The organism is Kitasatospora kazusensis, assembly GCF_039529945.1.
Lineage (GTDB): Bacteria > Actinomycetota > Actinomycetes > Streptomycetales > Streptomycetaceae > Kitasatospora > Kitasatospora kazusensis.
Genome location: NZ_BAAANT010000009.1, coordinates 35,424 through 60,391, shown reverse-complemented (window position 1 = coordinate 60,391; position 24,968 = coordinate 35,424). Strand labels below are relative to the sequence as shown.

Genomic DNA, 24,968 nt, shown 5'->3' with positions numbered 1-24,968 from the left:
CCTCCTGGTGGTCGGATCAGAACAGTGCGCCGCCGGCCACCGAGCCGTGGGCCTGGACCTCAGGCTCGACGTCGTCGAGCCGGGACTTGATGTCCAGCAGCAGGGTGAGCTCCTCCTCGCTGAGGGTGGCGAAGACCTGGAGCTGCTCGTCGGTGAGTACGTCCACGGGGAATCCGGCGGCAGCCAGTACGGCGATCGTCCGGGGGTCGGGAGTCGTCATTGGTCAGGTGTCCTCTCGGCTCGGGAAGGTGTGTTCAGGTCGCCCAGGGCGATCCGGTTGAACAGTTCGGTGGCGGCGTTCACGGTGTGCAGGGCGCTGACCGCGATGGCCGTCTCCTGGGCCGGATCGAGTGGGAGCCGGTCGATGAACCGGGCCAGCTCCGCGCTGTGGCCGGTGTCCAGCACCGCGTGGTGGCTGACGGTCTGGAAGGCCGCGCCCGGCAGCCCGGTGTCCGCGGCCAGCTGTTCGGCCAGCCAGGGGGCGGGGGCGTTGCTCTCCAGCACCGTGATGTAGCCGAGCAGCGCGACGGGGTGGAAGTGTTCGATCCAGTAGTACTGCGGGCCGACCAGCCGGGCGACCACCGGCGGCGGCTGCTGCCGGAGCGGGCCGCGCGGGTCCAGTCCGGCGGCGGCCAGGTCGGCCAGCAGCCAGTCGTCGTGACCGCGTTCCTCCTCGATGTGCTCGGCCAGGTACGCGGCCAGCGGCCCGGCCACCGGGTCGTCCGGGCCGAGTTCGGCGCAGCGCCGGGCGGCGAGCTCCATCAGCGGCACCGAGGCGCGGATCACCTCGTGCATGGTGCGCAGGTAGCGGCCGTACCGCCGGGTGAGCCCCTCGGGACGCCAGAGGTTGGCCATCGCGGTGTTCAACGCGGGTGTGGCAAAGGAGAGTTTGAGGTGCAGCGCGGCGCTGCGGCTCGGTGCTCCGGTCATCGCGGGGCACCTCCTTGGTGGACCAGCTCGGCGTAGCGGGGGCTGCCGAAGCGGCGGACCAGGGCGGCCGGGCCGGCCGCGCGCTGGGTGTGGGCGGCTTGGAGGTCGAGCAGTTCGCCGACCGGTCCGGCGCCGTCCCGCTCCGCCCCGGCCAGCACCTCGGGGTGCTCGCCCAGGCTGCGGCAGCCGGAGCAGAACCCGGTGCAGTCGGCGAGGTCGCCGTACCGGGCGTACAGGTGGCCCGGGCCGACCGACCTGAGCATCCGCAGCGCGGGCGCGGTGAGCGAGCGCTGCCGGACGGCGGCCCAGTCGTCGCGGGAGAGGTGGCCGAGCAGCAGGTGGGCCGGCACGGGCCGGCGGTCCACGGTGTCCTGGTTGCAGCAGGCCAGGATCGCGCCGTCGTGCGCGATCACCGGCCAGGCCGCCATCGCGCAGGGCAGCGGCCGCCCGTCCGGCCCGGGGGTGCGGGCGAGGCCGGCCCAGGAGGCCGCGCGGCCGACCGCTCGCACCTCGTTGACCAGCATCGGGAGGTCGTCGCCGAAGGTCCGGCGGACGTCGGCCGCCAGGTCGGCCAGGTACGGGTCGTCCGAGCCCGTCCCGGTGGCGTGCAGGCTCACCGGGATGCCGTCGGCCAGCACGGTGCGCAGCACCCGGAAGACCTCGGCCCGGGGGACCTCGCGCTCGTGGAACACGTCGATGCTCGCCGAGAAGTGGTCGACGGCCTTGACCGCCGCCCGGATCCGGTCCGGAATGCGCGCCTGGCGGGCGAAGAACATGCCGCTCAGCAGCGCCGTACGGGCTCCGCTGAGGCGGGCGGCGGCGGCCAGCTCGGCCACCAGGACCGGGCGCAGCAGCGGTTCGCCGCCGGTGAGCATGACCAGCTCGGGCCGGTTCTCGGTGGTGAAGGACCGTACGAAGCGGAGCAGTTGCTCCTCGGTCGGCTCGTCGCCTCGCATGGTGGAGGAGGTCGAGCAGTGTGCGCAGCTCAGCGGGCAGCGCTGGGTGAGGGTCACCAGCAGCCCCGCGCACGGGGTCGGGCGCAGCCCGACCAGCTCGGCCAGGTTCATCGGATCACCTCCTTCTCAGCCAGCACTGTGGGGGGTCCTGGTCGGGGACGGGTTCACAGTCGCACCGAATTCGGTATATCCGCAGGTCAGTGCGGGTGCCAGGCGGCCGGCAGGCCCGCGCCGGAGGGCCTGCGGTGGCCCGCAAAGCGGCTCTGACCTGGGCTTACGCCGTCCTCGTACCGGATCGGAACCGCTCCCGGGGTGGGGGTTCCTAGCTTTCTCGGCAACGGCGGTTCGGACCGTCGGCTGGAAACCCAAGTGTGTGAGCCCGCCTCGCCGCCCGACGGGGAGTCAACCCCGTCCGGCCCGAGGCAGCCGGCTCGCCGAGTTGTGATTGGAGATCACCATGGCTGAGAACACCGAGCCCACCCGCGACGAGGCCGACGTTGTTGCCCACAGCGGTGAGGACACCCCGTGGTGCGTGATCAACACGGGTACCGCGAACGCCGAGGAGGCCGATGTCGTGGCCCACAGCGGTGAGGACGCTCCGTGGTGCGTCGTGAACACCGGCACGGCCAACTCGGAGGAGGCCGACGTCGTGGCCCACAGCGGTGAGGACACCCCGTGGTGCGTGATCAACACGGGTACCGCGAACGCCGAGGAGGCCGATGTCGTGGCCCACAGCGGTGAGGACGCTCCGTGGTGCGTCGTGAACACCGGCACGGCCAACTCGGAGGAGGCCGACGTCGTTGCGCACAGCGGCGAGGACACCCCGTGGTGCGTCGTCAACACGGGCACCGCCAACTCGGAGGAGGCCGACGTCGTCGCGCACTCCTCCGACGAGGAGAACCCGTGGTGCGTCGTGAACACCGGCACCGCCTGATTCGGACGGCTCACGGGGCCTGCCGCTCACGGCGGCAGGCCCCGTCCCCCGCACTTCCCCTGACCCCAGCCCACTCGGACCCCAGCCCACTCGCTGCCGCACCCCTTGGAGGCATCCGTGCCCGCAACGCAGTCCGCACCCGAGGCCGACCGGAGCCGCCTGATCAAGGCGGAGGGCGGTGGCTGGTGGTTCCTCGGCGACGGCGGTTTCGCCCGGCTCCGGCCCGCCCAGGTCGGCCCGGACGGCACCCTGCCGCCCAGCACCGAGCGCTACCTGCGCGAGACCGGCCTGTACGAGGGCAAGCCGTTCAGCTCGTACTCGCTGACCGTCCTGACCAGCACCGACTGCAACCTGGGTTGCGGCTACTGCTTCCAGAACACCGGCCAGGACCTCTCCGGCGGCAGTCGGCCGCCGCGGATCAAGCATGCCCGGCTCACGTCGGAGATGATCACCGAGGTGCTGGACTTCACCAAGGTCCGGATGGAGGCGTCGGGCCTCAAGCGGCTCGCGCTGATGCTGTTCGGCGGCGAACCGCTGCTCAACCCGCGCGGTGCCCGTGAACTGCTGCGCCGGGCAGCCGAGTTGGGCGAGCTGAACGCGAGCATGGTGTCCAACGGCACGCTGCTCACCCCGCTGATCGCCAAGGAGCTCAACGCGGCCGGCCTGCGCTCCGTCCAGATCACCTTCGACGGCGACCGGGACGAGCACGACGCGATCCGGATCAAGCGCTCCGGCGGCGGCACCTTCGACATGATCGTGCACAACGTCGCCAAGGCGATGGCGGCGGCCCCCTCGCTCCAGTGGCACCTGCGGATCAACGTCTCGCACCTGAACCGGCACGGCATGGACGAGCTGGTCGAGCGGCTGGCCGCCAAGTTCGACCCGGCCCGCTGCAGCCTGCAGTTCGCCCTGATCGGCGACGTCGGGGTCGGCTACGGCAACGACCTCAGCTACGGCAGCTCGCTCGCCGGGGACTTCACCCGCTGGCACGAGCGCGCCCTGGAGCTCGGCTTCTCCGTCTCCCGCCCCAAGGCGAACACGGGCTGCCAGGCCTGCTCCGTCAAGGACGGCAAGTACGGCGCCGTCATCAACGCCGACGGCGTGCTGTCCAGTTGCTGGGAGACCGCCGGACGCCCCGGCTGGGAGGTCGGCACCCTCGCGGACGGCTACATGACGGCCGAGGAGACCGAAGGACGCTGGATCGCTTGCGACGACCAGTACGAGCACGGTGAGAACGCGGCGGCTCTGGCCGCCTTTCAGGACCAGGTCGACGCAGCCCTGCTCGACCGGTTGAACGCGGCCGGACGCCTCTGACGCCCGGCCTGTCTCGGAGGTGGACCATGTCTGAGTCCGGAGTGCTGCGGACCAACCGGGACTTCCGGAGGTTCTGGACCGGCTCGGCGCTGTCGACACTGGGTTCCCAGATGTCGCTCATCGCCTTCCCGCTCCTGGTGCTGTCACTCGGCGGCGGCGCCGCGCAGGCCGGCCTGGTGGCCTCCTGCTCCCTGGTGACCAGGATGCTGCTGCGGCTGCCCGCCGGGCAGCTGGCCGACCGGATGGACCGGCGCCGGCTGATGATCGGAGCGGACCTGGTCCGCCTGGTCACCGTCGGCAGCATCCCGCTGGCCGCCGGCCTCGGGCACCTGGGGTACCCGCAGCTGCTGGCCGTGGCGGTGGTCGAGGGGATCGCCACGGCCGTCTTCAGCCCGGCCAGCACCATCGCGGTGCGCGACGTCGTGCCCGAGGAACAGCTCTCGGACGCGCTCGCCAAGGACCAGGCCGCGCTGGCCGCCGCCTCGCTGATCGGCCCGTTCCTCGGCGGCTGGCTGTTCACCGTCGACCGGATCCTGCCGTTCACCGCCGACGCGGCCTCGTACGCGGTCTCGGCCGTGCTGCTGCTCCGGATGGTCACCAAGCCCCCGGCGCCCGCCACCGGCGCGCCGGTCGACAACAGCGCGACCGCCGGTCTGCGCTGGCTCGCCAAGCAGCCCGCGCTGCTGCGCGCGCTGGCCTTCGGCGCGCTGCTCAACCTGGTGGGCTCCTCGGCCGAGGTCGCGATGGTCGTGACGCTGCGCGGCAACGGCACCGGCAGCACCTCGATCGGCCTGGTGATGGCCTGCGCCGGTATCGGCGCGGTGCTCGGCTCGCTGGCCGCGCCCACCGTGATGAAGTGGCTGAAGCCCGGTCAGCTGTTCCTGATCATCGGCACGGTCTGGTCCGGCGGTCTGGCGGCCTTCGCGGTCAGCCAGCAGCCCTGGGTGCTCGGCCCGCTGCTGGTGCTGCTGATCCTGCTCACCCCGCCGGCCGGGATCGTGGTCGGCCAGGCCCTGCTGAGCCAGTCCCCGCGCGAACTGCTCGGCCGGGTGAGCACCGCCGCCAACCTGCTGATCGCCGGCCTCGCCGCGCTCGGCCCGGTGGTGACCGGCGCCGCCCTGCAGGGCCTCGGGATCTCGCCGACCTGGCTGCTGCTGGCCGGTCTGATCGCCGCCACCACCCTGGTCGCCGCCCTGCCGATGCTCCGCGACACCACGCTCTCGCCGGAGGCCGGCAAGCCCGCAGCCGCCCCGTCCGCAGGCGACGAGCCCGCAGCTGACAAGCCCGCAGGCGGACAGCCCGAGGCCGGACAGCCCGAGGCGGAGGCCACGTCGGACTCCGCCGCACCGGCCGCCGTCTGACCGCAGGCGCGGGCGGACGGCGGACCCCGATCGAACCGAATCGAGGAACCATGACCGGATCTGTCGAGTACCCGCCCGCGCCCCGCGCCGACCTGGTCGAGGAACTGCACGGCCACCGGGTCGCCGACCCCTACCGTGCGCTGGAGGACCCGGCGGATCCACGGACGGCCGCCTGGTCGAAGGCCCAGGACCGCCTCTACGACACGGCACGGGAGGGCTGGCCGGAACTGGCCCGGCTGCACGCCCGGCTGGGCGAACTGCTCGACACCGGCTCGGTCAAGGCCCCGGTGCCGGCCGGCCCGCGCCTGTTCCGGACCGCCCAGGAGCCCGGCCGGGACCAGCCGCTGCTGGAGGTGATCGAGGACGGCCGGGCCCGTACGCTCTTCGATCCGCTGGCCTTCGACCCGACCGGCGCGACCGTGCTGGACGAGTGGTCCCCCTCGCCGGAGGGGGACCACGTCGCCGTCCAGACGTCCGTCGGCGGCACCGAGGACTCGGTGCTGCACGTGCTGGAGGTGGCCACCGGCCGGGTGCTGGACGGCCCGGTCGACCGGCTGCGCCGTTCCACGGTGGCCTGGCTGCCGGGCGGCGGGGCGTTCTACTACGTCCGCCGCCTGCCGCCCGAGCTCAACCCGGGCGAGGAGCGCTACCACCGCCGGGTCTGGCTGCACCGGCTCGGCACCGACCCGGCCGAGGACGTCCTGGTCTTCGGCGAGGGCCGCGCCGCGAACCAGTTCTACGCCGTCCGCACCGACGGCCGGCTGCTCACCGTCACGGCCACCGCCGGCACCTCGCCGCAGACCGACATCTGGGTCGCCGACCTCACCCAGGGCCCGCCGGAGCGCCCGCTGTTGCGGGTCGTCCAGCAGGACGTGGACGCCCGGACGGCCGTCCACCCGTACGGCGGCGCGCTCTACCTGCTGACCCGCCAGGACGCCCCGCACGGCCGGGTGGACCTCGTCGACGGCGACCTCCGGCGGACGGTCGTCCCCGAGGACCCGGAGGCCGTCCTGGAGGACTTCGCCGTGCTGGCCGGCCCCGAACTGGCACGGCCGCTGGCCCTGGTCACCCGCACCAGGCACGCGCTGAGCGAGATCACCGTGCACGACCTGACGACCGGGGAGCGGCTCGGCGACGTCCAGCTGCCCGGCAGCGGCACGGTCGGGGAGCTGCGGGTGCACCCCGGGCCGGGCCACGAGGCGTGGTTCGGCTACACCGACCACGTCACGCCGTCCCGGACCCTGCACTTCGACGGCCGGACCGGCCGCACCGAACTCTGGGCCGCCCCCGCGCGGACCCCGGTCTCGGGGGTGAAGACCTGCCAGGTGGTGTTCCGCTCCCACGACGGCACCCCCGTCCGGATGTTCGTGATCTCACCCGCCGGCCGCCCCGACCGCCCGCGCCCGACCGTGCTGAGCGGGTACGGCGGCTTCGGCGCCTCGATCGTCCCGGGGTACGCCCCGCAGGCGCTGGCCTGGGCCGAGGCCGGCGGCGTGTACGCCTTCGCCTGCCTGCGCGGCGGCGCCGAGGAGGGCGAGCAGTGGCACCGCGCCGGACGGCGCGAGCAGAAGCAGAACACCTTCGACGACCTCGACGCCGCAGCCGACTGGCTGGTGGCCGAGGGCTGGGCGGACCCTGCCCGGCTCGGGCTGGTCGGCAGCTCCAACGGCGGCCTGACCGTCGGCGCCGCACTCACCCAGCAACCGGAGAAGTACGCCGCCGTGGTGTGCGTCTCGCCGCTGCTGGACATGGTGCGGTACGAGCTCTCCGGGATGGGCCCCAGCTGGCGCGACGAGTACGGAAGCGCCGAGGTGCCCGAAGAGTTGGCGACACTGCTCGGCTACTCCCCGTACCACGCGGTGCGGCCGGGCGTCCGGTACCCGGCGGTGCTGCTCGGGGTCGCCGACGGGGACACCCGGGTCGATCCGCTGCACGCGCGGAAGATGTGCGCGGCGCTCCAGCACGCCACCACGGGGGAGGGCCCCGTCCTGCTGCGGCGGGAGACCGGGGTCGGGCACGGGGTGCGCGGGGTCGCCACCACGGTGGCCCTGTTCGCGGACCTGATGGCCTTCCTCGCCGCCACGTTGCAGCCGTCCGGCTGAGGGACGTCAAGGGCGCGAAGCGGCAACCGGCCGACGGATAGTCACGGTTGTCCGCCGTACGCCCGATTTGCGCCGCCGGGTGTGTTGCTGCATGCAGCATGCTGCAGCCAGCCCCCCCTTGGCGCGGGTCGGGCGGGACGGCAGGCTTCAGGTGTCAGGGGAATCCCGGGGTATACCGGCGGATTCCAGGCATTCGACCCCAAGGGGGAGCAAATGAAGCGAGTCAGTGCCGTAGTCGCCGCAGCCGCAGGTCTCTTCGTACTCGGCGTGCTGCCTGCCACCGCAGCCCATGCCGACACCGTGACCCAGCCCGCCGCCACCGTCCGGATCGACCCGGCCGCCGTCGACCTCGGTCTCTCGGCCATCGAGCCGCCGATCGAGGTCAAGGACACCGCGTGGGGCCACTGAGCACCGAGACCGCCCCCCGGCCGGCCTCGGAACGACTGCTCGACGGACTGTACTGCGGCGTGATCGCCGGCCTGGCCGCCTCGTTGACCGTGCTCCTGCTGCGGGACGGCCGCCGCCGCGTTCACCTCCGGCGGGCCCGGGAGGTGCTGTCCGACCGGGTGTCGGCGACCGTCCCCTTCCACAGCCCCCCCTGGCCGTAAACGGCCCCACCGGTTCACCGGATGCTCAGGGCCAACCCCTTGGGGGCGCGAGGAACTGCGCGAATCGGAAGTGACGGTGCCGCACCTGTGCACCTGCTCAACCAGGGCCCACCCAGGGGCGCGAGGAACTGCGCGAAACGGGAGTGACGGTCCGGTGCCTTCCGCCCTCGCGCAGTTCCCCGCGCCCCTTGGAAGGTGCAACCTCGGGCGAGCTGCACAGCTCTGGCCCGTACCTTCCGCTTTCCGGCGAGCTGCACAGCTGTTCAGCACCCCTGACCCGAAGGGCTTGAAGCGATGCTGGATCACCTGGCCACACTGCCGGTAGGCACCGCGCCGGCGCCGCGCGATCTCCGGGACGGCCACCGGCCGGGCGGGGCCGGGGGCGGGGTCCCGGTCCGTTTCCGGGTGCTGGGCGAGCTGTCGGTGGAGGCCGGCGGCCGTCCGCTGCCGCTCGGCTCGGTCCGGCAGCGCCTGGTGCTCGCGTTGCTGCTCTGCCGTCCCAACACCACCGTCTCCACCGACCTGCTGACCCAGGCGGTCTGGGGCGACGAGCCGCCGCGCTCGGCCCGCAAGAACCTCCAGGCGTACGTCTCGGCGTTGCGCAAGCTGCTGTGCCAGGCCGGCTGTCAGGACCGCCTGGTGCACCAGCCGACCGGCTACGTGCTGCGGGTCGCCCCCGGTGAGCTCGACCTGCTCCGCTTCGACGAGCTGGCCCGCGCCGGGCGGCAGGCCGTCCGTCTCGGGGCCGGCGCGCACGCCGCCCGGCTGCTCCGCGACGCGTTGGACCTGTGGAGCGGCCCGCTGCTGGTGGACCTGGCGCACAGCGAGGTGGTGGCCGAGGAGGCGGACCGCCATGCCACCCGCCGTCTCGCCGTCCAGGAGGACTGGGCGGAGGTGGAGTTGGAGCTCGGCCACGCCCCGGCGGTGGCCGAGGCGCTGACCGAGGTGGTCCGCGAGCACCCGCTGCGGGAGCGGCTCTGTGCGGCCTGGATGACCGCGTTGTTCCGCTCCGGCCGGCAGAGCGAGGCGCTCGCCGCCTACGACGACCTGCGGCAGCTGCTGGCCCGCCAGCTGGGTCTCCAGGTCAGCCCCGCGCTGGAGGCGCTCTACCGCGCGATGCTCGACGGCCGCGAGGGCCGGGTCGCGGGGGAGGCCCGTGGCGGGCCGGAGGCCGCCGGGGGTTCGGCCCGGCAGGAGCTTCCCCGTACAGTGCTCCCGGCCGACCTGCCGGATTTCACCGGCCGTCGCGAGCAGGTCGGCGAGCTGCGCGAGGCGTTGGCCGGCGAGGGGCGGATGGTCGTGCTGAGCGGCCCGGTCGGGGTGGGCAAGACCACGCTGGCCGTGCACGTCGCGCACGCGTTGCGCCGGCAGTACCCGGACGGCTGTCTCACCGTACGGCTGCGCCGTGAGGACGGCTCGCCCCGGCACCCGAGCTCCGTGCTGGCCGAACTCTGCCGGGCCACCGGCCTGCTGGGCGCCGTTCCGGAGGACGAGGAGGAGGCGGCCGCGCTCTGGCGTTCCTGGCTGACGGGCCGCCGGGTGCTGGTGCTGCTCGACGACGCACCGGACGAGGCGAGCATCCGGCACCTGCTGCCGGGCGCGGGGTCCGGCTCGGTGCTGATCACCAGCCGGAGCCGGCTGGCGGGTCTCGGCCCGTTGCACCGTCTGGAGCTCGGCCCGTACGCACCGGGCGAGGCGGTCGAGCTGCTCGGGCGGATCGTCGGCGACGACCGTGTCCCGGCGGACCGCGCGGCGGCCGAGCGGATCGTCGCGGCGATCGGGCTGCTGCCGCTGGCGGTCCGGATCAGCGGCACCAAGCTCGCGGTGCTGCGCCAGCTGACGCCCGCCGAGTACGCGGCGAGGCTGGAGCAGAGCCCCTCGCTGCTGGACGAGTTGGCGGCGGGCGATCTGGCGGTGCGCTCCCGGCTGTCCGGCTGGTGGCGCGAGCTGCCCGAGGTGGTCCGCTCGGTGGTCGGCCGGCTGGGCCGGCTGCCGACGCCGCTGTTCACCCTGGCGGAGGCGGCGGCGGCGCTGGGCTGCGGTGAGCAGGTGGCCCGCCGGGTCCTGGAGGGCCTGATCGAGGTCTGTGTGCTGGACTGTCCGATCCCCGAGGTGTCGGCGCATGCGGCGCTGTACGAACTGCCCTTGCTCACCCAGGTCTACGCGCGTGAACAGGCCGATACCGAAGGACTGTCGGGTCTGTCGGGGCAGATCTAGCGGGTGCGTCTGTTTCGTTGGTGTGCCACCCGGATGAAGGTCTGTGGGACTTTCTGACAGTCAGGTAAAAGGATCGTCGAATCTTGCACCAACTCTTGTTGACGAGATCATGTCTGGCTACGGTCAGCACCAGTTCCCGACGGTCCGCAGCGGTCTGACCACCCGTCTCCTCTGCCTGCCCGCCTCGGGGACCCGTCTGCACCCGGTACGGCCGCCCCACCCGGCCCCCGGCCCCCACAGGGCTCACCAGCCCAGCCACAGGAGGCAGTTCAGTGCGTACCCCCACTCTGTCGGCATCCACCCGCCGGACCGTCCTGGCCCTCGCCGGCACCGCTGCCCTCGCTGTCTCCAGCTTCGCCGCCGCCGTTCCGGCCGGCGCCAGCACCACCCCGACCGTCTACTCCAAGGGCGGCACCTCCTGGGTGCGCTCCTGCGCGACGCTGGCCAAGGGCGACACCATGTCCTGCCAGGCGCTGCGGGTCACCAGCACCGTCCAGGCCGTCCACCCGCTCGGCATCACGCCCAACGCCACGCCGTCCGGCTTCGGCCCGGGCGACCTGCTGAGCGCGTACAAGCTGGGTGCCAACGGCGGTGCGGGCCAGACGATAGCCATCGTCGACGCCTACAACGACCCGAGCGCCGAGTCCGACATGGCCGTCTACCGCTCCCAGTACGGCCTGCCGGCCTGCACGAAGGCCAGCGGCTGTTTCAAGCAGGTCAGCCAGACCGGTTCCTCCACCCTCCCGGCCAACAACTCCGGCTGGGCCGGCGAGATCTCGCTCGACCTCGATATGGTCTCCGCGATCGCCCCCAACGCGAAGATCGTCCTGGTCGAGGCGAAGACCGCCTCCAACGCCAACCTCGGCACCGCCGTCAACGAGGCCGTCAAGCTGGGCGCCAAGTTCGTCTCCAACAGCTACGGCGGCCCGGAGTCCTCCGCCGACGCCTCGTACGACACCTCGTACTACAACCACCCCGGCGTCGTGGTCACCGTCAGCGCGGGCGACTCGGCGTACGGCGCGCAGTACCCGGCCTCCTCCAAGTACGTCACCTCCGTCGGCGGCACCGCCCTCAAGCGCGACTCCAGCGCCCGTGGCTGGAGCGAGTCGGTTTGGAGCACCTCCAGCAGCGAGGGCACCGGCTCGGGCTGCTCGGCCTACGACGCCAAGCCCACCTGGCAGAAGGACACCGGCTGCGCCAAGCGCACCGTCTCCGACGTCTCCGCCGTCGCCGACCCGGCCACCGGTGTCGCGGTCTACCAGACCTACGGCGGCTCCGGCTGGGCGGTCTACGGCGGCACCAGCGCCTCGTCCCCGATCATCGCGGGCGTCTACGCGCTGGCCGGCACCCCCTCCACCGGCTCCACCCCGGCCTCGTTCCCGTACGCCCACACCGGCTCGCTGAACGACGTCACCACCGGCAGCAACGGCAGCTGCTCGCCGTCCTACCTCTGCACCGCGGGCGTCGGCTACGACGGCCCGACCGGCCTGGGCACCCCGAACGGCACGGCGGCCTTCGCCGGCTGACCCCGACCGGCCCGGTAGTCCCGAGGGCCCGCTCCACCCGGCGCACGCCGGGGGAGCGGGCCCTCGGCGTTCCGGCCGCGCGGCGGCGCAGCGGCCCGGTCCTCGCGGTTCGAGGCCGCTGCGGATCATCACCTGCTTCAATCGTGGTGAGCCTAGGAGGGGCCTTGGAGCAACGGGAGTTCACCCACCACGCAGACGGCGAAGCGCTGAGCTGCACCACCTTCACCCCGGTCGGCGCCGTCCGGCCCGAGCGGGTCGTGATCATGCACGGGGCCGGGGCCGGCAGCAAGCAGCGGAACCTGCCGCTGGCCCGCGAGTTCGCCGAGGCCGGGTTCCACGCGCTCGCCTTCGACTTCTCCGGTCACGGGCAGAGCACCGGGGAGCTGCCGGCGCTGAGCCTTGAGCGCCGCTTCGTGCAAGCCCGTTCCGTCGTCGCCGAGTTCGCCCCGGACGGCCCGCTGGTCCTGGTCGGCTTCAGCATGAGCGGCCAGACCATCGCCGACCTGGTCGGTGAGCTGGGCCCGAGGGTCGCCACCGTCGTGCTCGGCGCGCCCGCCGCGTACGCCGCCGAGGCCTGGAAGCTCCCGTTCGGAGCGGGGTTCACCGAGATCCTGCGCACCCCGCGCAGCTGGGCGGCGAGCCCGGTGTTCGACACCTACGCGGCGTTCGCCGGCCGGGCCGTCCTGGTCGTCCCCGAGCACGACGCGGTGATCCCGCCCGAGGTGACCGCCCGGATCGAGGCCGCGCTCGCCGAACGCGCGCAGCTCACCCGGCTCACCTTCCCCGGCTCCGAGCACATCCTCGGCGGCTGGCTGGCGGACCACCCGGCGGACCGGCGGCAGGTCGTGCAGCACTGCCTCTGAGTACGGGATCGGTGTGCCGCCGCGCCGGATTTGCCTCTGAGGCAAATTTCTTGCCCCTGGGGCACGGCGGGTGTCCACTGGGGTCATGAGTGAGGACCAGGAAGTCGAGGGCCTCGGCCCCCGACTGCGGGAACAGCGGCTGAGCAGCCGGTACACGCTGGAGACGGCGGCGGCCCGGGTGGGCCTGTCCCCAGCGTACTTGTCACGACTGGAGACGGGCCAGCGCCAGCCCTCGCTGCCGGTGCTGCTCGGGCTGGCCCGCGCGTACGGGACGAGCGTCTCCGGTCTGCTCGGCGAGCTGCCGGGCGGGCTGGACCCGGTGGTCCGGGGCGGCGCGATCGAGCCCGGCCGCGCGGGCGGCTGGGGCTATCGCCGGGCCGGCGCGCCCGGGCGGGCGATGCAGGCGCTGCACGTCCAGGTGCCGCCCAGCCTCCAGGACGCGGTGGTCCGGGTCCATCCCGGCGAGGAGTGGCTGTACGTCACCCGGGGACGGCTCCGGCTCACCCTCGGCGAGCAGGTCCACCTGCTGGACGAGGGCGACTCGGCCCACTTCGACTCGCTCACCCCGCACTGCATCGCCGCCGAGTCCCCGACCGGCGTCGAACTGCTCTTCCTGCACACCCTGCTGCAGAGCCCGGGCGGAGAACTCTGCCTCGGCGACCGGCACTGAGAGGAGAAGCCCTGATGAAGCAGACCCTGGTGGCCCCGATCCCGGCCCCGATCCCGGCCTCAACCCCTACCCCGACCCCGCACCCGCATCCGACCCCGAGCGCGGCACCCAGTACCGACGCCGGACACCGCACCGACCGGCGGGTCTGGACCCGGGCCGTGATCTACATGGTGGCCACCCACGTGTTCGCCGGATTCGTGATCCTGCTCTTCGAGGTCGGATCGCGGAAGTAACACGGCTACCGCAGCCTGAAGGGGCGTCAGCACCGTACCCACCCGCCCCGGAGGACTCATGCGCACCGTCAGGACCACTACCGCCGCCGCCGCCCTGCTGCTGGCCGCCGCCGCACTGGGCGTCCTGCCCGGCCCGGCCGCCGCCGCGAGCCGCTGCACCAAGGCGGCCTGCGACGGCAGGGATCCTTCGTCGGCCGGATGCGCGGCCGACGCGGTCACCAGGGCGTCCTTCTCGGGTGCGTCCGTCCGGGTGGAACTGCGCTACAGCCCGTCCTGCCAGGCCGCCTGGGCCCGGGCGACGGCGGCCCCGCCCGGCCAGACCCTGATGGTCGAGGACAGCGGGGGCGCCCGCAGCCGGATGACCGTCCACCAGACCCCCGCCCACACCCAGATGGTCGACGCCACCACCAAGGCCCGTGCCTGCCTCGGCCCGGCCGACAGCGACGTCCTCACCTGCACCCCCTGGGTGTGACCCGTCCCCGGGCCCGGACCGGTCGGCGGGCGGGGGTCTGCCGGGCCGCCGGTCAGCCGACGGGTTCGCCCCGGAGGAGCAGGGGCAGGCGGGCGTCGGTGTTGTCCGCCGCGCGGACGGCCTGGGAGATCCGTTGGCGCTGCCCCGGCTCCACGTGGTGGTGCAGTTCGGACAGGGGGACGAACCGGTGGCCGGCCAGGCGGGTCTTCGGCGCGGGCGGTTTCATCGTCCCGATCCGCCGCTCGTTGAGGACACCGCCGTAGAGCACCAGGTTCAGCCCCTCGACCAGCTCGCCCTTGGGGACGTAGTCCACGGCGACGATCTGCCACAGGTCGAGGGCCAGGCCCGTCGCGGCGAACACGTGCCGGGCGGCGGCCTCGTTCGGGCTCTCGTCCGCCGCCGCACTGCCTCCGGGCAGGACCAGGCCGGGCCTGCCCGCCGGCTCCACCAGCAGCGGGTCACCGGCCTCGTTGGTGACCAGCACCAGGCACCCCAGCCGGCGGGGCGGCGGCACGACCGCAATCGACTCCACCACGGCTACGCCCCTTCCTCGTCGGCCGGTGCCGGTGCCGGTGCCGACGCCGACGCCGGAGCCGGTTCAGGTGCCGGGTGCGGTGTGGGTTCGCCGGGTCCGTGCCCGGGCCGGGCGGCGTCGCTCCATGCGGTCAACGTCGTATCCTTCGTCAGTAGTTCAGTGAAACCCGCCCCGACCGGATGCCTGCCAGGACGACGGTCGGGGCGGGAGCTGTCGGGGCCGGTCAGGGCTGTTCGCGCCGGTACGACACTCCTCCGGACAGCGCGACCGAGGCTTCCCGGTCGTCGGGTCCGTGGCTTCGGTGGCCCGGCGGCCGTCCGTGGGAGTGCAGGGCCGAGCGCAGTCGGGCCCGGTGGCGGTAGCGCTCCGCCCGCTCGAAGCCGATCCGGCAGTACGGGAGTGTCACCGCTTCGCCGTCGGGGCCCCAGGCCGGGCCCGGGGCTACGAGGGTGGGGCGGTCGCAGCAGACGCAACGTCCGAGTCGCCAGAGCTTTCGGGGCGGCAAGGTGAAGTGCTGCACTGGTCGTTCGTCCTCTCCGGGAGGCACCTGGGCCGTCTCCGGCCGAGTAGCTGGACGGGTTCTTCCTGCGGGTGCGCCCGGGCGTAGTCGACGGGCAGCGCGATGCCGAACCGCCCGCAGGCACAGGCCCAGCTCGTGATCCGGTCGGCCGTCGGCTCATCGGCCCACCCGGTCCGCTCCCCGCAGTCCTCCCCGGGGCACACCGGCGGGTCGGTCATCCCCGCCGCCGCGCGTTGCGGGCCCGCTGCTGGGCGGCCCGCCGCATGAACGGCTCGGAGGCCGAGACGCACACCATCACCAGCGGGCACGCGGTGAACATGAACAACGCCGCCCGGGTGGAGAAGCCGACGCCATCGCCGAGGGTCAGCATCGTCAGCAGTCCCGAACCCACGCTGACGCCGAGCGTGACCGCCGTCGCCACCAACACATCGACGTTGGAGTCGAGTTGTTCTCCTGCGGCTTCGTCCCGGGAGGCACGATCCCGCTCGCCGGCCTTGGGTCTGCTGCGGGGGATTCCTTGCTTGAAAGGCATGGTCGCTCCTCTCTGTAGTCGTTTCGCTACCGAGGCGGCTCACTCTCCTCTAGGGTTGGGAACTGTTCAACTTGCCCGTGGGTAAAGTGGATTAGGGGTAGATCGCTTGAACCGCAAGAAGCTTGATCCTCAGTCATCTCCACGAGCGGGCTTCGGGTCGCAGCTCCGCAGCTCACGGGAAGCGCTCGGGTGGTCCCAGGACGAGCTCGGCGAGCGCATGGAGTACTCGGGTACGTACATCTCAGCGGTGGAAACGGCTCGCAAATCTCCCACGTTGAAGTTCGCACGGGCGGCCGACGCCGCCCTTGGCTCAGGTCAGACGCTTGAGCTGATGTGGCGGGGGATCAAGAACTCGGCACTCCTCGAAGGCTTCCCCGAGCACGCATCGCAGGAGGCGCGAGCAGCCGAGATCCGGATCTTCGAGCCGATCATGATCCCTGGACTTCTTCAGACTCCGGAGTACGCGTCGGCGCTCGCGTCGGCGGCAGTGCAGCGTGGAAGCATCAGCCAGGACCAAGCGGACGAGCGTGTGCGCTTTCTCGCCATGCGTCAGCGGCTCCTGAAGCGTCCGGCGCCGCCCCTCATCCACGCGACCGTGGATGAGGGTTGTATCCGGCGCCCGGTTGGAAGCGTCGAGACCATGCACATCCAGCTTGATCACCTGGCCGACATGGCGAGCCGACCTCACGTGATCCTCCAGGTAGCACCTTTCAGCCTGGCCGAGTTCGTGCCGTTCCGGGCAGTCGTGACCCTGTTGACGTTTGCTGACCGCTCAGTAGTGGGCTACACCGAGTCGGGCGAACAAGGCTACGTAGTAAGGCAGGACGAAACTGTCAGGGCTTGGGAGAGGGCCTACCATGAGCTGCAGGTGGAAGCGTTGTCGAAGGCTGCATCTCTAGCAATGATTCGCAAGGCCCGAAAGGAACTGCGCTCATGACCGACCCCATAGACCTGACCGGCGCCTCATGGTTCAAGTCCAGCCACAGCGACAACGGCGGCACCTGTGTCGAGGTGGCCCCCGACTTCCCCGGTGTCGTTCCGGTCCGTGACTCCAAGGACCCCGAGGGCCCTGCCTTGCTCTTCCCCGCCGCCGCGTTCGCCGCGTTCGTCGCGGGGGTCAAGGCGGGCGAGTTCGGCACCGTCTGACCTGGGCCGAGCTGCCATTGCCCCGAACGGCGCTGGTCGAGCGGTCCGTCGGTGTGCCAGGCTCTGTCCATGAGTTCACTCCCCGTGGGATTCGTCGGGCTGGGCGTCATGGGCGGGCCGATGGCTCTCAACCTGCTGAAGGCCGGCACGCCGCTGCTGGTCTGGAACCGCACCGCCGCCAAGGCCCAAGCCCTGGCGGCCGCCGGTGCCGAGGTGGCTCCCGACGCTGCGAGCGTGTTCGCCCGCAGTGAGGTGGTGATCCTGATGCTGCTCGACAGCGGGGGCGTGGACGCCGTCCTCGGGTGCGGTACGCCGGCCTTCGCCGAGCGCGTCGCCGGCCGGACGATCGTCAACATGGGGACGTTCGAACCGGCTTACTCCCAGGAGCTCGCGGCGCAGGTCCGCGCCGTCGGCGGCCGGTTCGTCGAGGCGCCGGTGTCCGGGTCGAGCGTCCAGGCCGCGGCCGGTGAGCTGGTCGGGCTGCTGGCGGGGGAGCCGGAGGACGTGGCGGCGGTGCGGCCGCTGCTCGAACCGATGTTCCGGCAGCTCGACTTCTGCGGGCCGGTGCCCAAGGGCCTGCTGATGAAGCTGGCCGTCAACACCTTCCTGATCACCCAGGTGACCGGGCTGGCCGAGGCGGTCCAGTTCGCGCGCCGCCAGGGGCTGGACCTGGACCAGCTGGTCTCGGTGCTGCGTGCGGGGCCGCTGGCGAGCCCGACGATGCGGCTGAAGGCGCCCAAGCTGGTCGGCGAGGACTTCTCGGTCCAGGCGTCGGTCGCCGACGCCTGGAAGGTCACCCGGCTGATCACCGATGCCGCCGCCACGGCCGGAATCGCCGCCCCGCTGCTCGACGTCTGCCGCGCGCTGTTCGCCGAGGCCGATCAACTCGGCTACGCGGACGCCGACATGGCCGCCGTGGTCAAGGCCATCGAGGTCCGGGGCCGGGCGGCCGAGTAGCCCGTCCCGGGTGCCCGCCCGCCTGCGCCCGCGTGGGTGGGCCGTCACAGCCGTACGAGGGTGCACAGCGCGTCCAGCGCTCCCGCGAACTCCCGCTCCGGCGGCGTCCCGTAGCCGATCACCAGGCCCGGCGGCGCGTCCGGCAGGGGCTCCGCCGCCTCCGCCCGGCAGAACGACAGGGAGTGCAGGGCCAAGCCCAACCAGCCTGCCTGCCACAGCAGTTCGTCTTCCGTCGGCGAGCCGGACGGCAGCCGAAGGACGGCGTGCAGGCCCGCCGCCAGGCCGGTCACCTCGACCTGCGGGGCGCGTTCGGCCAGCGCCGCGACCAACCGGTCGCGGCGTCGGCGGTAGTGCGAGCGGCAGCGCCGGACGTGCCGGTCCAGGCCGCCGGAGGTGATCAGTTCGGCCAGCGTCAGCTGGTCCAGTACTCCTGACTGGGTGTCGGCCAGCCGCTTCTGCCGGACCACCGGTTCGACCAGCTCGGCGGGCAGCACCAGCCAGCCCAGTCGCAGGCCCGGCGCCAGGCTCTTGCTGGTGGTGCCCGCGTACACGACCCGCTCCGGGTCCAGCGCCTGCAACGCGCCGACCGCGTGCCGGTCGTAGCGGAACTCGCCGTCGTAGTCGTCCTCGATCACCAGCCCGCCCGTCTCCCGGGCCCAGGCCACGGCCGCCGACCGGCGGGAGGCCCGCAGCGCCACCCCGGTCGGGAACTGGTGCGCCGAGGTCAGCACCACCGCCCCGGCGCCGGTGGCCGCCAGCAGGTCGGTCCGCGCGCCGCCGCCGTCCAGCGGCAGCGCGACGGTCGCCAGTCCGGCGGCGGCGATCACCCGCTGCTGCGGCGGCAGCCCGTACTCCTCCACCGCCACCGCGCGGACACCCCGCTCCCGCAGCGCGCCGCAGACCAGCCGGAGCCCCTGGGTGTAGCCCGCGCAGACCAGGATCCGCTCCGGGTCGGCCCGGACACCGCGCACCCGGGCCAGGTACCCGGCCAGCGCCCGCCGCAGCTCGATCCGCCCGCGCGGGTCCGAGTAGCCCAGCGCCTCGTGCGGGGCCACGGCCAGCGCCCGGCGGGCGGCGGCGAGCCAGGCGGACCGGGGGAAGAGCGAGAGGTCGGGACGGCCCGGCGTCAGGTCGTACCGGGCGGCCGGCGGGGGCGGCGGCCCGGCGGCCGGTACGGCGGACGCGGCCGGGGCGCCGCGCTCGGCGACCACCGTCCCGGAGCCCTGCCGGGCGGTCAGCCAGCCCTCCGCCGTCAGCTGCGCGTACGCCTCGGCGACGGTGTTCCGGGCGATGCCCAGATCGGCGGAGAGTGCCCGGGAGGAGGGAAGCCGGGTGCCGGGGGCGAGCCGGGCGTCACGCGCCGCCGTGCGCAGCGCGTCCTCCAGCGCGGCCCGCAGGCCCAGGCCCCGGGCCCGCCCGGCGGAGAGGTCGAGATGCAGGTCGCCACCGAAAGTGGCCCAGGATTCCATCCGGCAAATGAACCACAGAGCCGGGCCACCTCGCAGCTACGGTGGATCGCATGACGACCAACCAGCCCAGCACCGACGCCTACGTCCCCGCCCCCGAGCAGCGCCTTTCCATGCCCGAGCAGGCCGCCACCTGGTACCGCGCCATGATCGACCTGGACCGCGCCTCCCGCCCGAGCGTCGACCCGGCCCTCGCCGAGCTGGTCCGGATCCACGCCTCCAACCTCAACGGCTGCGCCTTCTGCCTCGACATGCACACCGCCGACGCCCGCAAGGGCGGCGAGCAGGAACACCGCATCTACACGCTGCCCGCCTGGCGCGAGACGCCGTACTTCACCGCATCCGAGCGGGCCGCCCTCGCCCTGACCGAGGCGATCACGCTGGTCACCCAGGGGCACGTGCCGGACGAGGTCTACGACGAGGCCGCCAAGCACTTCGACCCGCAGCAGCTGGCCCAGCTGATCGCGGTGATCGTCTCGATCAACTCCTGGAACCGGATCGCCATCACCACCCGGATGAGCCCCGCGCCCAAGCAGAGCTGACCGCGACTCCCGACGGCCGTCCGGGTCCGCTGCCCGTATCAGCCGTCCGGGTCCGGTTTCCGTATCCGCTGCCCGTATCAGCCGTCCGGGTCCGGTTTCGCCGGACGGAATCCGTCCCCGACTGACAGGCTGCCAGCATGACGACGACTCAGTACGACAAGGCCCGCCTCCTCCACGACCTGCACCGCCCCGGCACCCCGCTGGTGCTCGCCAACGTCTGGGACGCCGCGAGCGCCCGGCTGGTGGCCGAGGCCGGCGCCCCGGCGATCGCCACCGCGAGCGCGAGCGTCAGCTGGACGCTCGGCGTGCCGGACGGCGACCGGCTGGACCGGGCGCGGGCGCTGGCCCAGACCGCGCTGATCGCGGGCGCGGTCGACCTCCCGGTCACCGCCGACCTGGAGAGCGGCTTCGCCGCGACGGCCTTGGGGGTGGGCGAGACGGTCACCGAGCTGCTGGCCACCGGCGCGGTCGGGATGAACCTGGAGGACGGGCTGCGCCCGGTGGCGGAGGCGGCCGAACGGGTCGCCGCCGCCCGGGCGGCGGCCGACGCGGCAGGGGTGCCGCTCTTCCTGAACGCCCGCACCGACCTCTTCCTGCGCGGCCTCGGCGACCCGGCCGGGCGCTTCGACGCGGCGGTGGCCCGGGCCCACGCGTTCCTCGACGCGGGCGCGGACGGCATCTTCATCCCCGGCGTCGACGACGCCGAGACGATCGCCGCCCTGGCGGCGGCGATCCCCGCCCCGCTGAACGTGATGGCCGCGCCCGGCGCGCCGACCGTCGCGGAGCTGGCCAAGCTCGGCGTGGCCCGGATCAGCCTCGGCCCCGGCCTGGCCAAGGCCGCGTACGCGGCGGTCGACCGCGCCGCCCGGGAGGTCTACACGACCGGCACCTACGACGCGCTGGCCGACGGCCTGGACTACGGCCGGCTCAACGGCCTGTTCTGAGCCCGGCCTGTTCTCGGCCTGTCCTGTTCTGAGCCCGGCCTGTTCTCAGACCGTCCTGCTCCGAGCCCGGCCTGTTCCGGGCCCGGTCCGCCGGGGGCCGGTCAGCTGCTCGTGCCGGCCTGGCTGTCGAACTGCTGCATGCTGCCGCGCACGTCGGCGGCGTAGGGGGCGATCAGCGGGAGCCCGGCGAGCGTCTGGAGCGCGGCCTCGGTCTCCGCGACCTGCGGACTGGGCCCGCTGTCGGCGTGGGCGGGCGAGGCGGCCAGCGCGAGACCGGCCATGGCGAGTGCGGCAAGTGCCGTGATCTTCTTCATGGCCGGTCCAACGATCCGACCGGGCCCCGGTCACCGCCGGTCACGGCCGGTGCGGTAGCGCGAGTCACCGGGCGCAGGCTCGCGGGGGCCGGGCCCAGGGCGACCCGCTCGGTGATCCGGGTGACCGGCCGCCCCGCCCGCTGTCCGCCGAGCCCGCAGGCCCTTCACCCGGACGGGGCCCGCGGGCCGCTTCCGCCGGTCCATCAGGTCCGTGACAACGATTCGGTCAACTTCGGGGTCCGGCCGTATCGGCTGGTCGCGATCTGTGGTCGAGTCTCCCCGGCCCGCCGCCAACAATCATGCGCGGCAGGGCCGTTGGTCGGACACATGACTGGGGAGGAACTGTTGTCGGCAACCCGTACCAGGCGATGGCTCACGATCTGCGCCGTCGCGACGACCATGGGGCTCGTCGGCGTACCGGCGGGAGCCGCCGCCGGCGGCCAGGCGCCCTTCGGCGCCCGGCAGTTGGCGGCCAAGGCGAAGCAGCGGGTACAGCGGGCCGGCAGCGCCGGGGCACTGCGCCCGGCCGCCGCGACCGATGGTGACGGCGGGAGCGAGTCGGACGCCGTCCAGGAGGGGGCGGACCAGCGGGCCGAGGCCCGTACCTCGCCGGGTGTCGTCGCGCCGGGTGCCTTCGCGGCGGCCTGGGCCCAGCTCAAGGCGCTGCCGCAGGCCGGTGGCGACTGGAACCACCTGACCGGGCTCCCGTACGACTCGGACGACCCCCGCTACCGTGACATCGACTCCAACTCCAGTGCGGGGATGGGGAAGGTGACCGGCCGTACGGCGGCCGTGGCGGCCGACGACCAGGGCCACGTGTACGCCGGTACGGCGGGCGGCGGCGTCTGGCGGTCCTCGACCGGGGGCGGCCGCTGGGAGCCGATCAGCGACAAGCTGCCGACCCAGGCCACCGGCGCGCTCGCGCTCGACCCGCGCGGCCGGCTCTGGCTGGGCACCGGCGAGGCGAACACCAACTCCGACGCGTACCTCGGCGCGGGCGTCTTCGTCCTGGCGCATCCCGAGGACGGCGAGTTCAGCGCCCGCAACCGGGTCGGCGGTGCTGAGTTGGACAGCACCACCGTCCACGCCATCCGCTTCGCCGGTGACCGGGCCTGGGCCGCCACCAGCAAGGGCGTCTGGAGCCACTCGCTCAGCGGCGACCTCGGCGCGCCCTGGACACTGGAGTTCGCGCCGAACCCGGACTACCTGCCCGGCGGCCCGCTGGCGGCCGACCCGAACGCGCCCTACAAGAACATCACCTCCGACATCGCCGTCGACCCGCGCGACCCGTCGAAGGTCGTGCTGGCGGTCGGCTGGCGCGGCGGGGACACCTACAACGGCTTCTACGCCAAGGTGCAGGGCAGTTGGCAGCGGATCGCCTCGCTCGGCGACCTGCCCACCGACGCCGCGAACGTCGGCAGCGTGACCTTCGCCCGCTCCGCCGACGGCTCGCGCTACTACGCGATCGACCAGTCGCCGCAGCAGCTGGCCACCGACCCGAACAGCGGGCTGGCCGGGATCTTCGAGTCCAAGTCCGGTTCCCCGACTGGCCCCTGGACGAAGATCGCCGACTACCACCAGCTGGCCGCCTCGGGCTCGGGCCTCCAGACCCAGGGCGACCTGCCGGGCTCGCAGTCCTGGTACGACGAGTCGCTCCAGGTCGACCCGAACAACCCGGACCACGTCTACGCCGGGCTGGAGGAGATCTTCGAGACCTCCGACGCCGGTGCGAGCTGGAAGGCCGTCGGCCCGTACTGGAACTTCAACTTCAGCTGCTGGAGCATCGATCCGACCAAGCAGACCGGTGACTGCTCGCCGACCACCCACCCGGACCAGCACGGGCTCGCGGTCGGCAGCTACCACGGCTCGTCCTACCTGGTCGCGAGCAACGACGGCGGCGTCTACCGGCGTCCGCTGGTCGGCCAGACCGACGCGAGCGGGCACGCCACCGACTGGACGTCCCTCAACGACGGCACCATCGACGCCCTCCAGTACTACTCGGTCGGCATCGGCAAGGACCCCTCCGGCCACGGCGTGGCCGTGAACGGCGGCCTCCAGGACAACGGGCAGTCCATCCTGCGGCCGCACGACAAGGTGATGGGCTCCAACTTCGGCGGCGACGGCGGCGACACCCTCACCGACCCGGCCAACGGGTGCGACATCGCCCAGGAGTACGTCTACCTGGCCATCAACGTCACCCAGAACTGCGGTGTCAACGACGGCTCCTGGGTCACCGACCCGAGCAAGGCCACCTCGTTCTCGGTGGCCCCGCCCGACAACGCGCTCGGCGGTGCCGGCGCCCGCTTCATCGCCCCGCTCGCCACGGACGTCAAGAACGGCAACCTCTGGGTCGCCGGCGGCCGGCACGTCTGGGTGCAGTCCCAGGGCTACGCCATCCGTAGCAGCAGCGCCTGGAGCAGTGCCTACGACCTCGGCGACGGCCACGTCGCGACCGCCGTCGCGGCCTCCGGCGGCAAGGTGTACGCGGCCTGGTGCGGCCCCTGCAACAACCAGGGCTTCACCCGCGGCATCGCGGTCGGCAACGCGGACGGCACCGGCTGGCAGCAGCTCACGCTGCCCTCCGACGGCACCGACGGGACCGTGCCGAACCGCTACCTCAGCGGCCTGACCGTCGACCCGAAGGACTCCACGCACGTCTACCTGGCGGTGAACGGGTTCTCCCGGCACTGGACGGAGGGTCCGGGCTCCGGCCTCGGCCACGTCTTCGAGAGCCACGACTCGGGTGCCCACTGGACCGACATCTCCACCAACCTGCCCGACGTCCCGGCCGACTCCCTGGTGGTGACCCCGGACGGCGGCCTCGCCCTCGCCACCGACCTGGGCGTCGTCTACCGCCGCGCCGGCCGCACCGACTGGCAGCGCCTCGGCGAACTCCCCGCCGTCGCGGTCGACCAGCTCAAGATCGGCCCGGACCACCGCCTCTACGCGGCCACCCACGGCCGGGGCCTCTGGTCGATGTCCTTGGACGACTAGCGCCGACTCCGAAGGCCCGGCTCGCCGAAGCCGGGCCTTCGGGGCTTGCGGCCGGCGAGAAATACAACACACAGGGTGTATGCTCTCAGTGTTGTAGGCCGGAGCCGGGAGGGGTGCCGTATGGCCTGGACGGTCATCGTGGTCGAGCCTGCGCTGTCCTGGCTCCACTCGCTGCGTCAGACCGATCGGGCCTCGCTCGTGCAGATCAGCAAGGCGATCACGACGCTGCGCGAGGAAGGTCCCGCGCTCGGGCGTCCGTTGGTCGACACCGTCAAGGGGTCGAGACTGGCCAACTTGAAGGAGCTGCGGCCCGGCTCCGCCGGATCGACCGAGGTGCGTCTGCTCTTCGTGTTCGATCCGAAGCGGCGGGCCGTCTTCCTGGTCGGAGGCGACAAGTCCGGGAACTGGAAGCGCTGGTACGACACCGCGATCGACCAGGCCGAGCTGGCGTACGAAGAGCACTTGAAGGCCGAGGAGGAGACATGAGCCGACCACCGCTGAAGAATCCCAAGGCGGCGTACTGGGACGACCTGGTCGAGGACTTCGACTTCACTCCGCAGGAGCAGGCCGAGATCCAGGCCGGCGCGGCCGAGATGATCGCTGCGGTCCGCGCCCACCGGCTCGCGGAGGTCCGCAAGCGCCAGCATGCGACGCAGGTCGAGGTGGCCGCGGCGATGGGAGTCAGCCAGGCGCGGGTGTCGCGGATCGAGAAGGGGCAGCTGGAGCGCAGCGAGGTCGACACGCTCGCGGCGTACGTCCGTGCCCTGGGCGGTCGGCTGAAGATCGTGGCCGAGTTCGGTGACGAGTCCTACGTGCTGGGCTGAGCCAAGGC

The 24,968-nt window shown here is 72.9% G+C and carries 27 protein-coding genes; 20 read left to right on the top strand and 7 right to left on the bottom strand.

The features are described 5' to 3' along the window. Positions 1-16 precede the first annotated feature (16 nt). The 3 genes from ABD330_RS10360 to ABD330_RS10350 are packed head-to-tail and all read right to left on the bottom strand — an operon-like array spanning position 17 to position 1,997. The gene (locus ABD330_RS10360; RefSeq protein WP_344463232.1) at positions 17-220 is read right to left on the bottom strand and encodes an aroma-sacti cluster domain-containing protein; all 204 of its coding nucleotides are present in this window, start codon (positions 218-220) and stop codon (positions 17-19) included. Then, the gene (locus ABD330_RS10355) at positions 217-930 is read right to left on the bottom strand and encodes an iron-containing redox enzyme family protein (RefSeq protein WP_344463230.1); all 714 of its coding nucleotides are present in this window, start codon (positions 928-930) and stop codon (positions 217-219) included. Before ABD330_RS10355 ends, ABD330_RS10360 begins: the two co-directional genes overlap by 4 nt. After that, positions 927-1,997, bottom strand: a complete 1,071-nt coding sequence (locus ABD330_RS10350) for a radical SAM protein (protein ID WP_344463228.1) — start codon at positions 1,995-1,997, stop codon at positions 927-929. The genes ABD330_RS10355 and ABD330_RS10350 overlap by 4 nt, the downstream gene beginning before the upstream one ends. Positions 1,998-2,343: 346 nt before the next feature. Here ABD330_RS10350 and ABD330_RS10345 point away from each other — a divergent pair, with 346 nt between their 5' ends. The 12 genes from ABD330_RS10345 to ABD330_RS10290 all read left to right on the top strand — a co-directional run bounded on the left by ABD330_RS10345 (position 2,344) and on the right by ABD330_RS10290 (position 14,186). Then, positions 2,344-2,820, top strand: a complete 477-nt coding sequence (locus tag ABD330_RS10345; protein ID WP_344463226.1) for a hypothetical protein — start codon at positions 2,344-2,346, stop codon at positions 2,818-2,820. Positions 2,821-2,937: 117 nt separating this feature from the next. Beyond that, positions 2,938-4,134, top strand: a complete 1,197-nt coding sequence (locus tag ABD330_RS10340; protein ID WP_344463224.1) for a radical SAM protein — start codon at positions 2,938-2,940, stop codon at positions 4,132-4,134. Between the two features lie 26 nt (positions 4,135-4,160). Beyond that, entirely contained in the window at positions 4,161-5,495 is a 1,335-nt protein-coding gene (locus ABD330_RS10335) for an MFS transporter (protein WP_344463222.1), read from the top strand. 50 nt (positions 5,496-5,545) lie between these two features. After that, positions 5,546-7,597: a prolyl oligopeptidase family serine peptidase gene (locus tag ABD330_RS10330; RefSeq protein WP_344463220.1), complete on the top strand. Its 2,052-nt coding sequence runs from the start codon at positions 5,546-5,548 to the stop codon at positions 7,595-7,597. Between the two features lie 213 nt (positions 7,598-7,810). Next, positions 7,811-8,005 (top strand): hypothetical protein, encoded by a 195-nt coding sequence (locus ABD330_RS10325; protein ID WP_344463218.1) that lies wholly within the window; start codon positions 7,811-7,813, stop codon positions 8,003-8,005. Continuing rightward, positions 7,993-8,205 carry a hypothetical protein gene (locus ABD330_RS10320; protein ID WP_344463215.1) on the top strand — a complete coding sequence of 71 codons (213 nt, stop codon included), beginning with the start codon at positions 7,993-7,995 and terminating at the stop codon, positions 8,203-8,205. The genes ABD330_RS10325 and ABD330_RS10320 overlap by 13 nt, the downstream gene beginning before the upstream one ends. Before the next feature lie 294 nt (positions 8,206-8,499). Continuing rightward, complete coding sequence (locus ABD330_RS10315) at positions 8,500-10,422, top strand: AfsR/SARP family transcriptional regulator (RefSeq protein WP_344463213.1); 1,923 nt, start codon at positions 8,500-8,502, stop codon at positions 10,420-10,422. A gap of 272 nt (positions 10,423-10,694) precedes the next feature. Then, positions 10,695-11,948, top strand: coding sequence for a S53 family peptidase (locus ABD330_RS10310; protein ID WP_344463211.1), 1,254 nt, complete (start codon positions 10,695-10,697; stop codon positions 11,946-11,948). Between the two features lie 164 nt (positions 11,949-12,112). Then, positions 12,113-12,811: an alpha/beta hydrolase gene (locus ABD330_RS10305; protein ID WP_344463209.1), complete on the top strand. Its 699-nt coding sequence runs from the start codon at positions 12,113-12,115 to the stop codon at positions 12,809-12,811. An 85-nt stretch (positions 12,812-12,896) separates the two neighbouring features. Beyond that, complete coding sequence (locus ABD330_RS10300) at positions 12,897-13,481, top strand: helix-turn-helix domain-containing protein (protein WP_344463207.1); 585 nt, start codon at positions 12,897-12,899, stop codon at positions 13,479-13,481. A gap of 14 nt (positions 13,482-13,495) precedes the next feature. Then, the gene (locus tag ABD330_RS10295) at positions 13,496-13,714 is read left to right on the top strand and encodes a DUF6126 family protein (RefSeq protein ID WP_344463205.1); all 219 of its coding nucleotides are present in this window, start codon (positions 13,496-13,498) and stop codon (positions 13,712-13,714) included. Between the two features lie 58 nt (positions 13,715-13,772). Further along, entirely contained in the window at positions 13,773-14,186 is a 414-nt protein-coding gene (locus ABD330_RS10290) for a DUF2690 domain-containing protein (protein ID WP_344463202.1), read from the top strand. 52 nt (positions 14,187-14,238) lie between these two features. Here the strand turns inward: ABD330_RS10290 and ABD330_RS10285 are convergent, their stop codons facing one another. Further along, positions 14,239-14,721 carry an NUDIX domain-containing protein gene (locus ABD330_RS10285; protein WP_344463199.1) on the bottom strand — a complete coding sequence of 161 codons (483 nt, stop codon included), beginning with the start codon at positions 14,719-14,721 and terminating at the stop codon, positions 14,239-14,241. A 734-nt stretch (positions 14,722-15,455) separates the two neighbouring features. After that, positions 15,456-15,773, bottom strand: coding sequence for a hypothetical protein (locus ABD330_RS10280; RefSeq protein WP_344463196.1), 318 nt, complete (start codon positions 15,771-15,773; stop codon positions 15,456-15,458). Positions 15,774-15,879: 106 nt separating this feature from the next. Between ABD330_RS10280 and ABD330_RS10275 the strand changes: the two genes are divergently transcribed. The 3 genes from ABD330_RS10275 to ABD330_RS10265 all read left to right on the top strand — a co-directional run bounded on the left by ABD330_RS10275 (position 15,880) and on the right by ABD330_RS10265 (position 17,876). Further along, positions 15,880-16,710, top strand: a complete 831-nt coding sequence (locus tag ABD330_RS10275) for a helix-turn-helix domain-containing protein (RefSeq protein ID WP_344463194.1) — start codon at positions 15,880-15,882, stop codon at positions 16,708-16,710. Next, complete coding sequence (locus ABD330_RS10270; RefSeq protein ID WP_344463192.1) at positions 16,707-16,919, top strand: DUF397 domain-containing protein; 213 nt, start codon at positions 16,707-16,709, stop codon at positions 16,917-16,919. Before ABD330_RS10275 ends, ABD330_RS10270 begins: the two co-directional genes overlap by 4 nt. 69 nt (positions 16,920-16,988) lie before the next feature. Then, the gene (locus ABD330_RS10265) at positions 16,989-17,876 is read left to right on the top strand and encodes an NAD(P)-dependent oxidoreductase (protein ID WP_344463190.1); all 888 of its coding nucleotides are present in this window, start codon (positions 16,989-16,991) and stop codon (positions 17,874-17,876) included. Between the two features lie 44 nt (positions 17,877-17,920). Here the strand turns inward: ABD330_RS10265 and pdxR are convergent, their stop codons facing one another. Continuing rightward, positions 17,921-19,345: a MocR-like pyridoxine biosynthesis transcription factor PdxR gene (gene pdxR, locus ABD330_RS10260; protein WP_344463188.1), complete on the bottom strand. Its 1,425-nt coding sequence runs from the start codon at positions 19,343-19,345 to the stop codon at positions 17,921-17,923. Positions 19,346-19,395: 50 nt separating this feature from the next. Between pdxR and ABD330_RS10255 the strand changes: the two genes are divergently transcribed. Then, on the top strand, positions 19,396-19,884 hold the full coding sequence (locus tag ABD330_RS10255; RefSeq protein ID WP_344463186.1) for a carboxymuconolactone decarboxylase family protein: 489 nt from the start codon (positions 19,396-19,398) through the stop codon (positions 19,882-19,884). A 137-nt stretch (positions 19,885-20,021) separates the two neighbouring features. After that, positions 20,022-20,828 (top strand): isocitrate lyase/PEP mutase family protein, encoded by an 807-nt coding sequence (locus tag ABD330_RS10250; RefSeq protein WP_344463184.1) that lies wholly within the window; start codon positions 20,022-20,024, stop codon positions 20,826-20,828. Positions 20,829-20,929: 101 nt separating this feature from the next. Here the strand turns inward: ABD330_RS10250 and ABD330_RS10245 are convergent, their stop codons facing one another. Further along, entirely contained in the window at positions 20,930-21,142 is a 213-nt protein-coding gene (locus tag ABD330_RS10245; RefSeq protein ID WP_344463182.1) for a hypothetical protein, read from the bottom strand. Positions 21,143-21,484: 342 nt separating this feature from the next. Here ABD330_RS10245 and ABD330_RS10240 point away from each other — a divergent pair, with 342 nt between their 5' ends. The 3 genes from ABD330_RS10240 (at position 21,485) to ABD330_RS10230 (ending at position 24,960) form a co-directional block, all read left to right on the top strand. Further along, entirely contained in the window at positions 21,485-24,136 is a 2,652-nt protein-coding gene (locus ABD330_RS10240) for a ligand-binding sensor domain-containing protein (RefSeq protein WP_344463479.1), read from the top strand. Positions 24,137-24,256: 120 nt separating this feature from the next. After that, the gene (locus ABD330_RS10235; protein ID WP_344463180.1) at positions 24,257-24,622 is read left to right on the top strand and encodes a type II toxin-antitoxin system RelE/ParE family toxin; all 366 of its coding nucleotides are present in this window, start codon (positions 24,257-24,259) and stop codon (positions 24,620-24,622) included. After that, positions 24,619-24,960, top strand: coding sequence for an XRE family transcriptional regulator (locus ABD330_RS10230; RefSeq protein WP_344463178.1), 342 nt, complete (start codon positions 24,619-24,621; stop codon positions 24,958-24,960). Before ABD330_RS10235 ends, ABD330_RS10230 begins: the two co-directional genes overlap by 4 nt. Positions 24,961-24,968 lie beyond the last annotated feature (8 nt).

Bases quoted from the DNA above. Each gene is read 5' to 3' on its own strand.
- ABD330_RS10360 (WP_344463232.1), bottom strand. From the start codon at position 220: ATGACGACTCCCGACCCCCGGACGATCGCCGTACTGGCTGCCGCCGGA.
- ABD330_RS10355 (WP_344463230.1), bottom strand. From the start codon at position 930: ATGACCGGAGCACCGAGCCGCAGCGCCGCGCTGCACCTCAAACTCTCC.
- ABD330_RS10350 (WP_344463228.1), bottom strand. From the start codon at position 1,997: ATGAACCTGGCCGAGCTGGTCGGGCTGCGCCCGACCCCGTGCGCGGGG.
- ABD330_RS10345 (WP_344463226.1), top strand. From the start codon at position 2,344: ATGGCTGAGAACACCGAGCCCACCCGCGACGAGGCCGACGTTGTTGCC.
- ABD330_RS10335 (WP_344463222.1), top strand. From the start codon at position 4,161: ATGTCTGAGTCCGGAGTGCTGCGGACCAACCGGGACTTCCGGAGGTTC.
- ABD330_RS10330 (WP_344463220.1), top strand. From the start codon at position 5,546: ATGACCGGATCTGTCGAGTACCCGCCCGCGCCCCGCGCCGACCTGGTC.
- ABD330_RS10325 (WP_344463218.1), top strand. From the start codon at position 7,811: ATGAAGCGAGTCAGTGCCGTAGTCGCCGCAGCCGCAGGTCTCTTCGTA.
- ABD330_RS10315 (WP_344463213.1), top strand. From the start codon at position 8,500: ATGCTGGATCACCTGGCCACACTGCCGGTAGGCACCGCGCCGGCGCCG.
- ABD330_RS10300 (WP_344463207.1), top strand. From the start codon at position 12,897: ATGAGTGAGGACCAGGAAGTCGAGGGCCTCGGCCCCCGACTGCGGGAA.
- ABD330_RS10295 (WP_344463205.1), top strand. From the start codon at position 13,496: ATGAAGCAGACCCTGGTGGCCCCGATCCCGGCCCCGATCCCGGCCTCA.
- ABD330_RS10290 (WP_344463202.1), top strand. From the start codon at position 13,773: ATGCGCACCGTCAGGACCACTACCGCCGCCGCCGCCCTGCTGCTGGCC.
- ABD330_RS10280 (WP_344463196.1), bottom strand. From the start codon at position 15,773: ATGCCTTTCAAGCAAGGAATCCCCCGCAGCAGACCCAAGGCCGGCGAG.
- ABD330_RS10270 (WP_344463192.1), top strand. From the start codon at position 16,707: ATGACCGACCCCATAGACCTGACCGGCGCCTCATGGTTCAAGTCCAGC.
- ABD330_RS10265 (WP_344463190.1), top strand. From the start codon at position 16,989: ATGAGTTCACTCCCCGTGGGATTCGTCGGGCTGGGCGTCATGGGCGGG.
- pdxR (WP_344463188.1), bottom strand. From the start codon at position 19,345: ATGGAATCCTGGGCCACTTTCGGTGGCGACCTGCATCTCGACCTCTCC.
- ABD330_RS10255 (WP_344463186.1), top strand. From the start codon at position 19,396: ATGACGACCAACCAGCCCAGCACCGACGCCTACGTCCCCGCCCCCGAG.
- ABD330_RS10250 (WP_344463184.1), top strand. From the start codon at position 20,022: ATGACGACGACTCAGTACGACAAGGCCCGCCTCCTCCACGACCTGCAC.
- ABD330_RS10245 (WP_344463182.1), bottom strand. From the start codon at position 21,142: ATGAAGAAGATCACGGCACTTGCCGCACTCGCCATGGCCGGTCTCGCG.
- ABD330_RS10235 (WP_344463180.1), top strand. From the start codon at position 24,257: ATGGCCTGGACGGTCATCGTGGTCGAGCCTGCGCTGTCCTGGCTCCAC.
- ABD330_RS10230 (WP_344463178.1), top strand. From the start codon at position 24,619: ATGAGCCGACCACCGCTGAAGAATCCCAAGGCGGCGTACTGGGACGAC.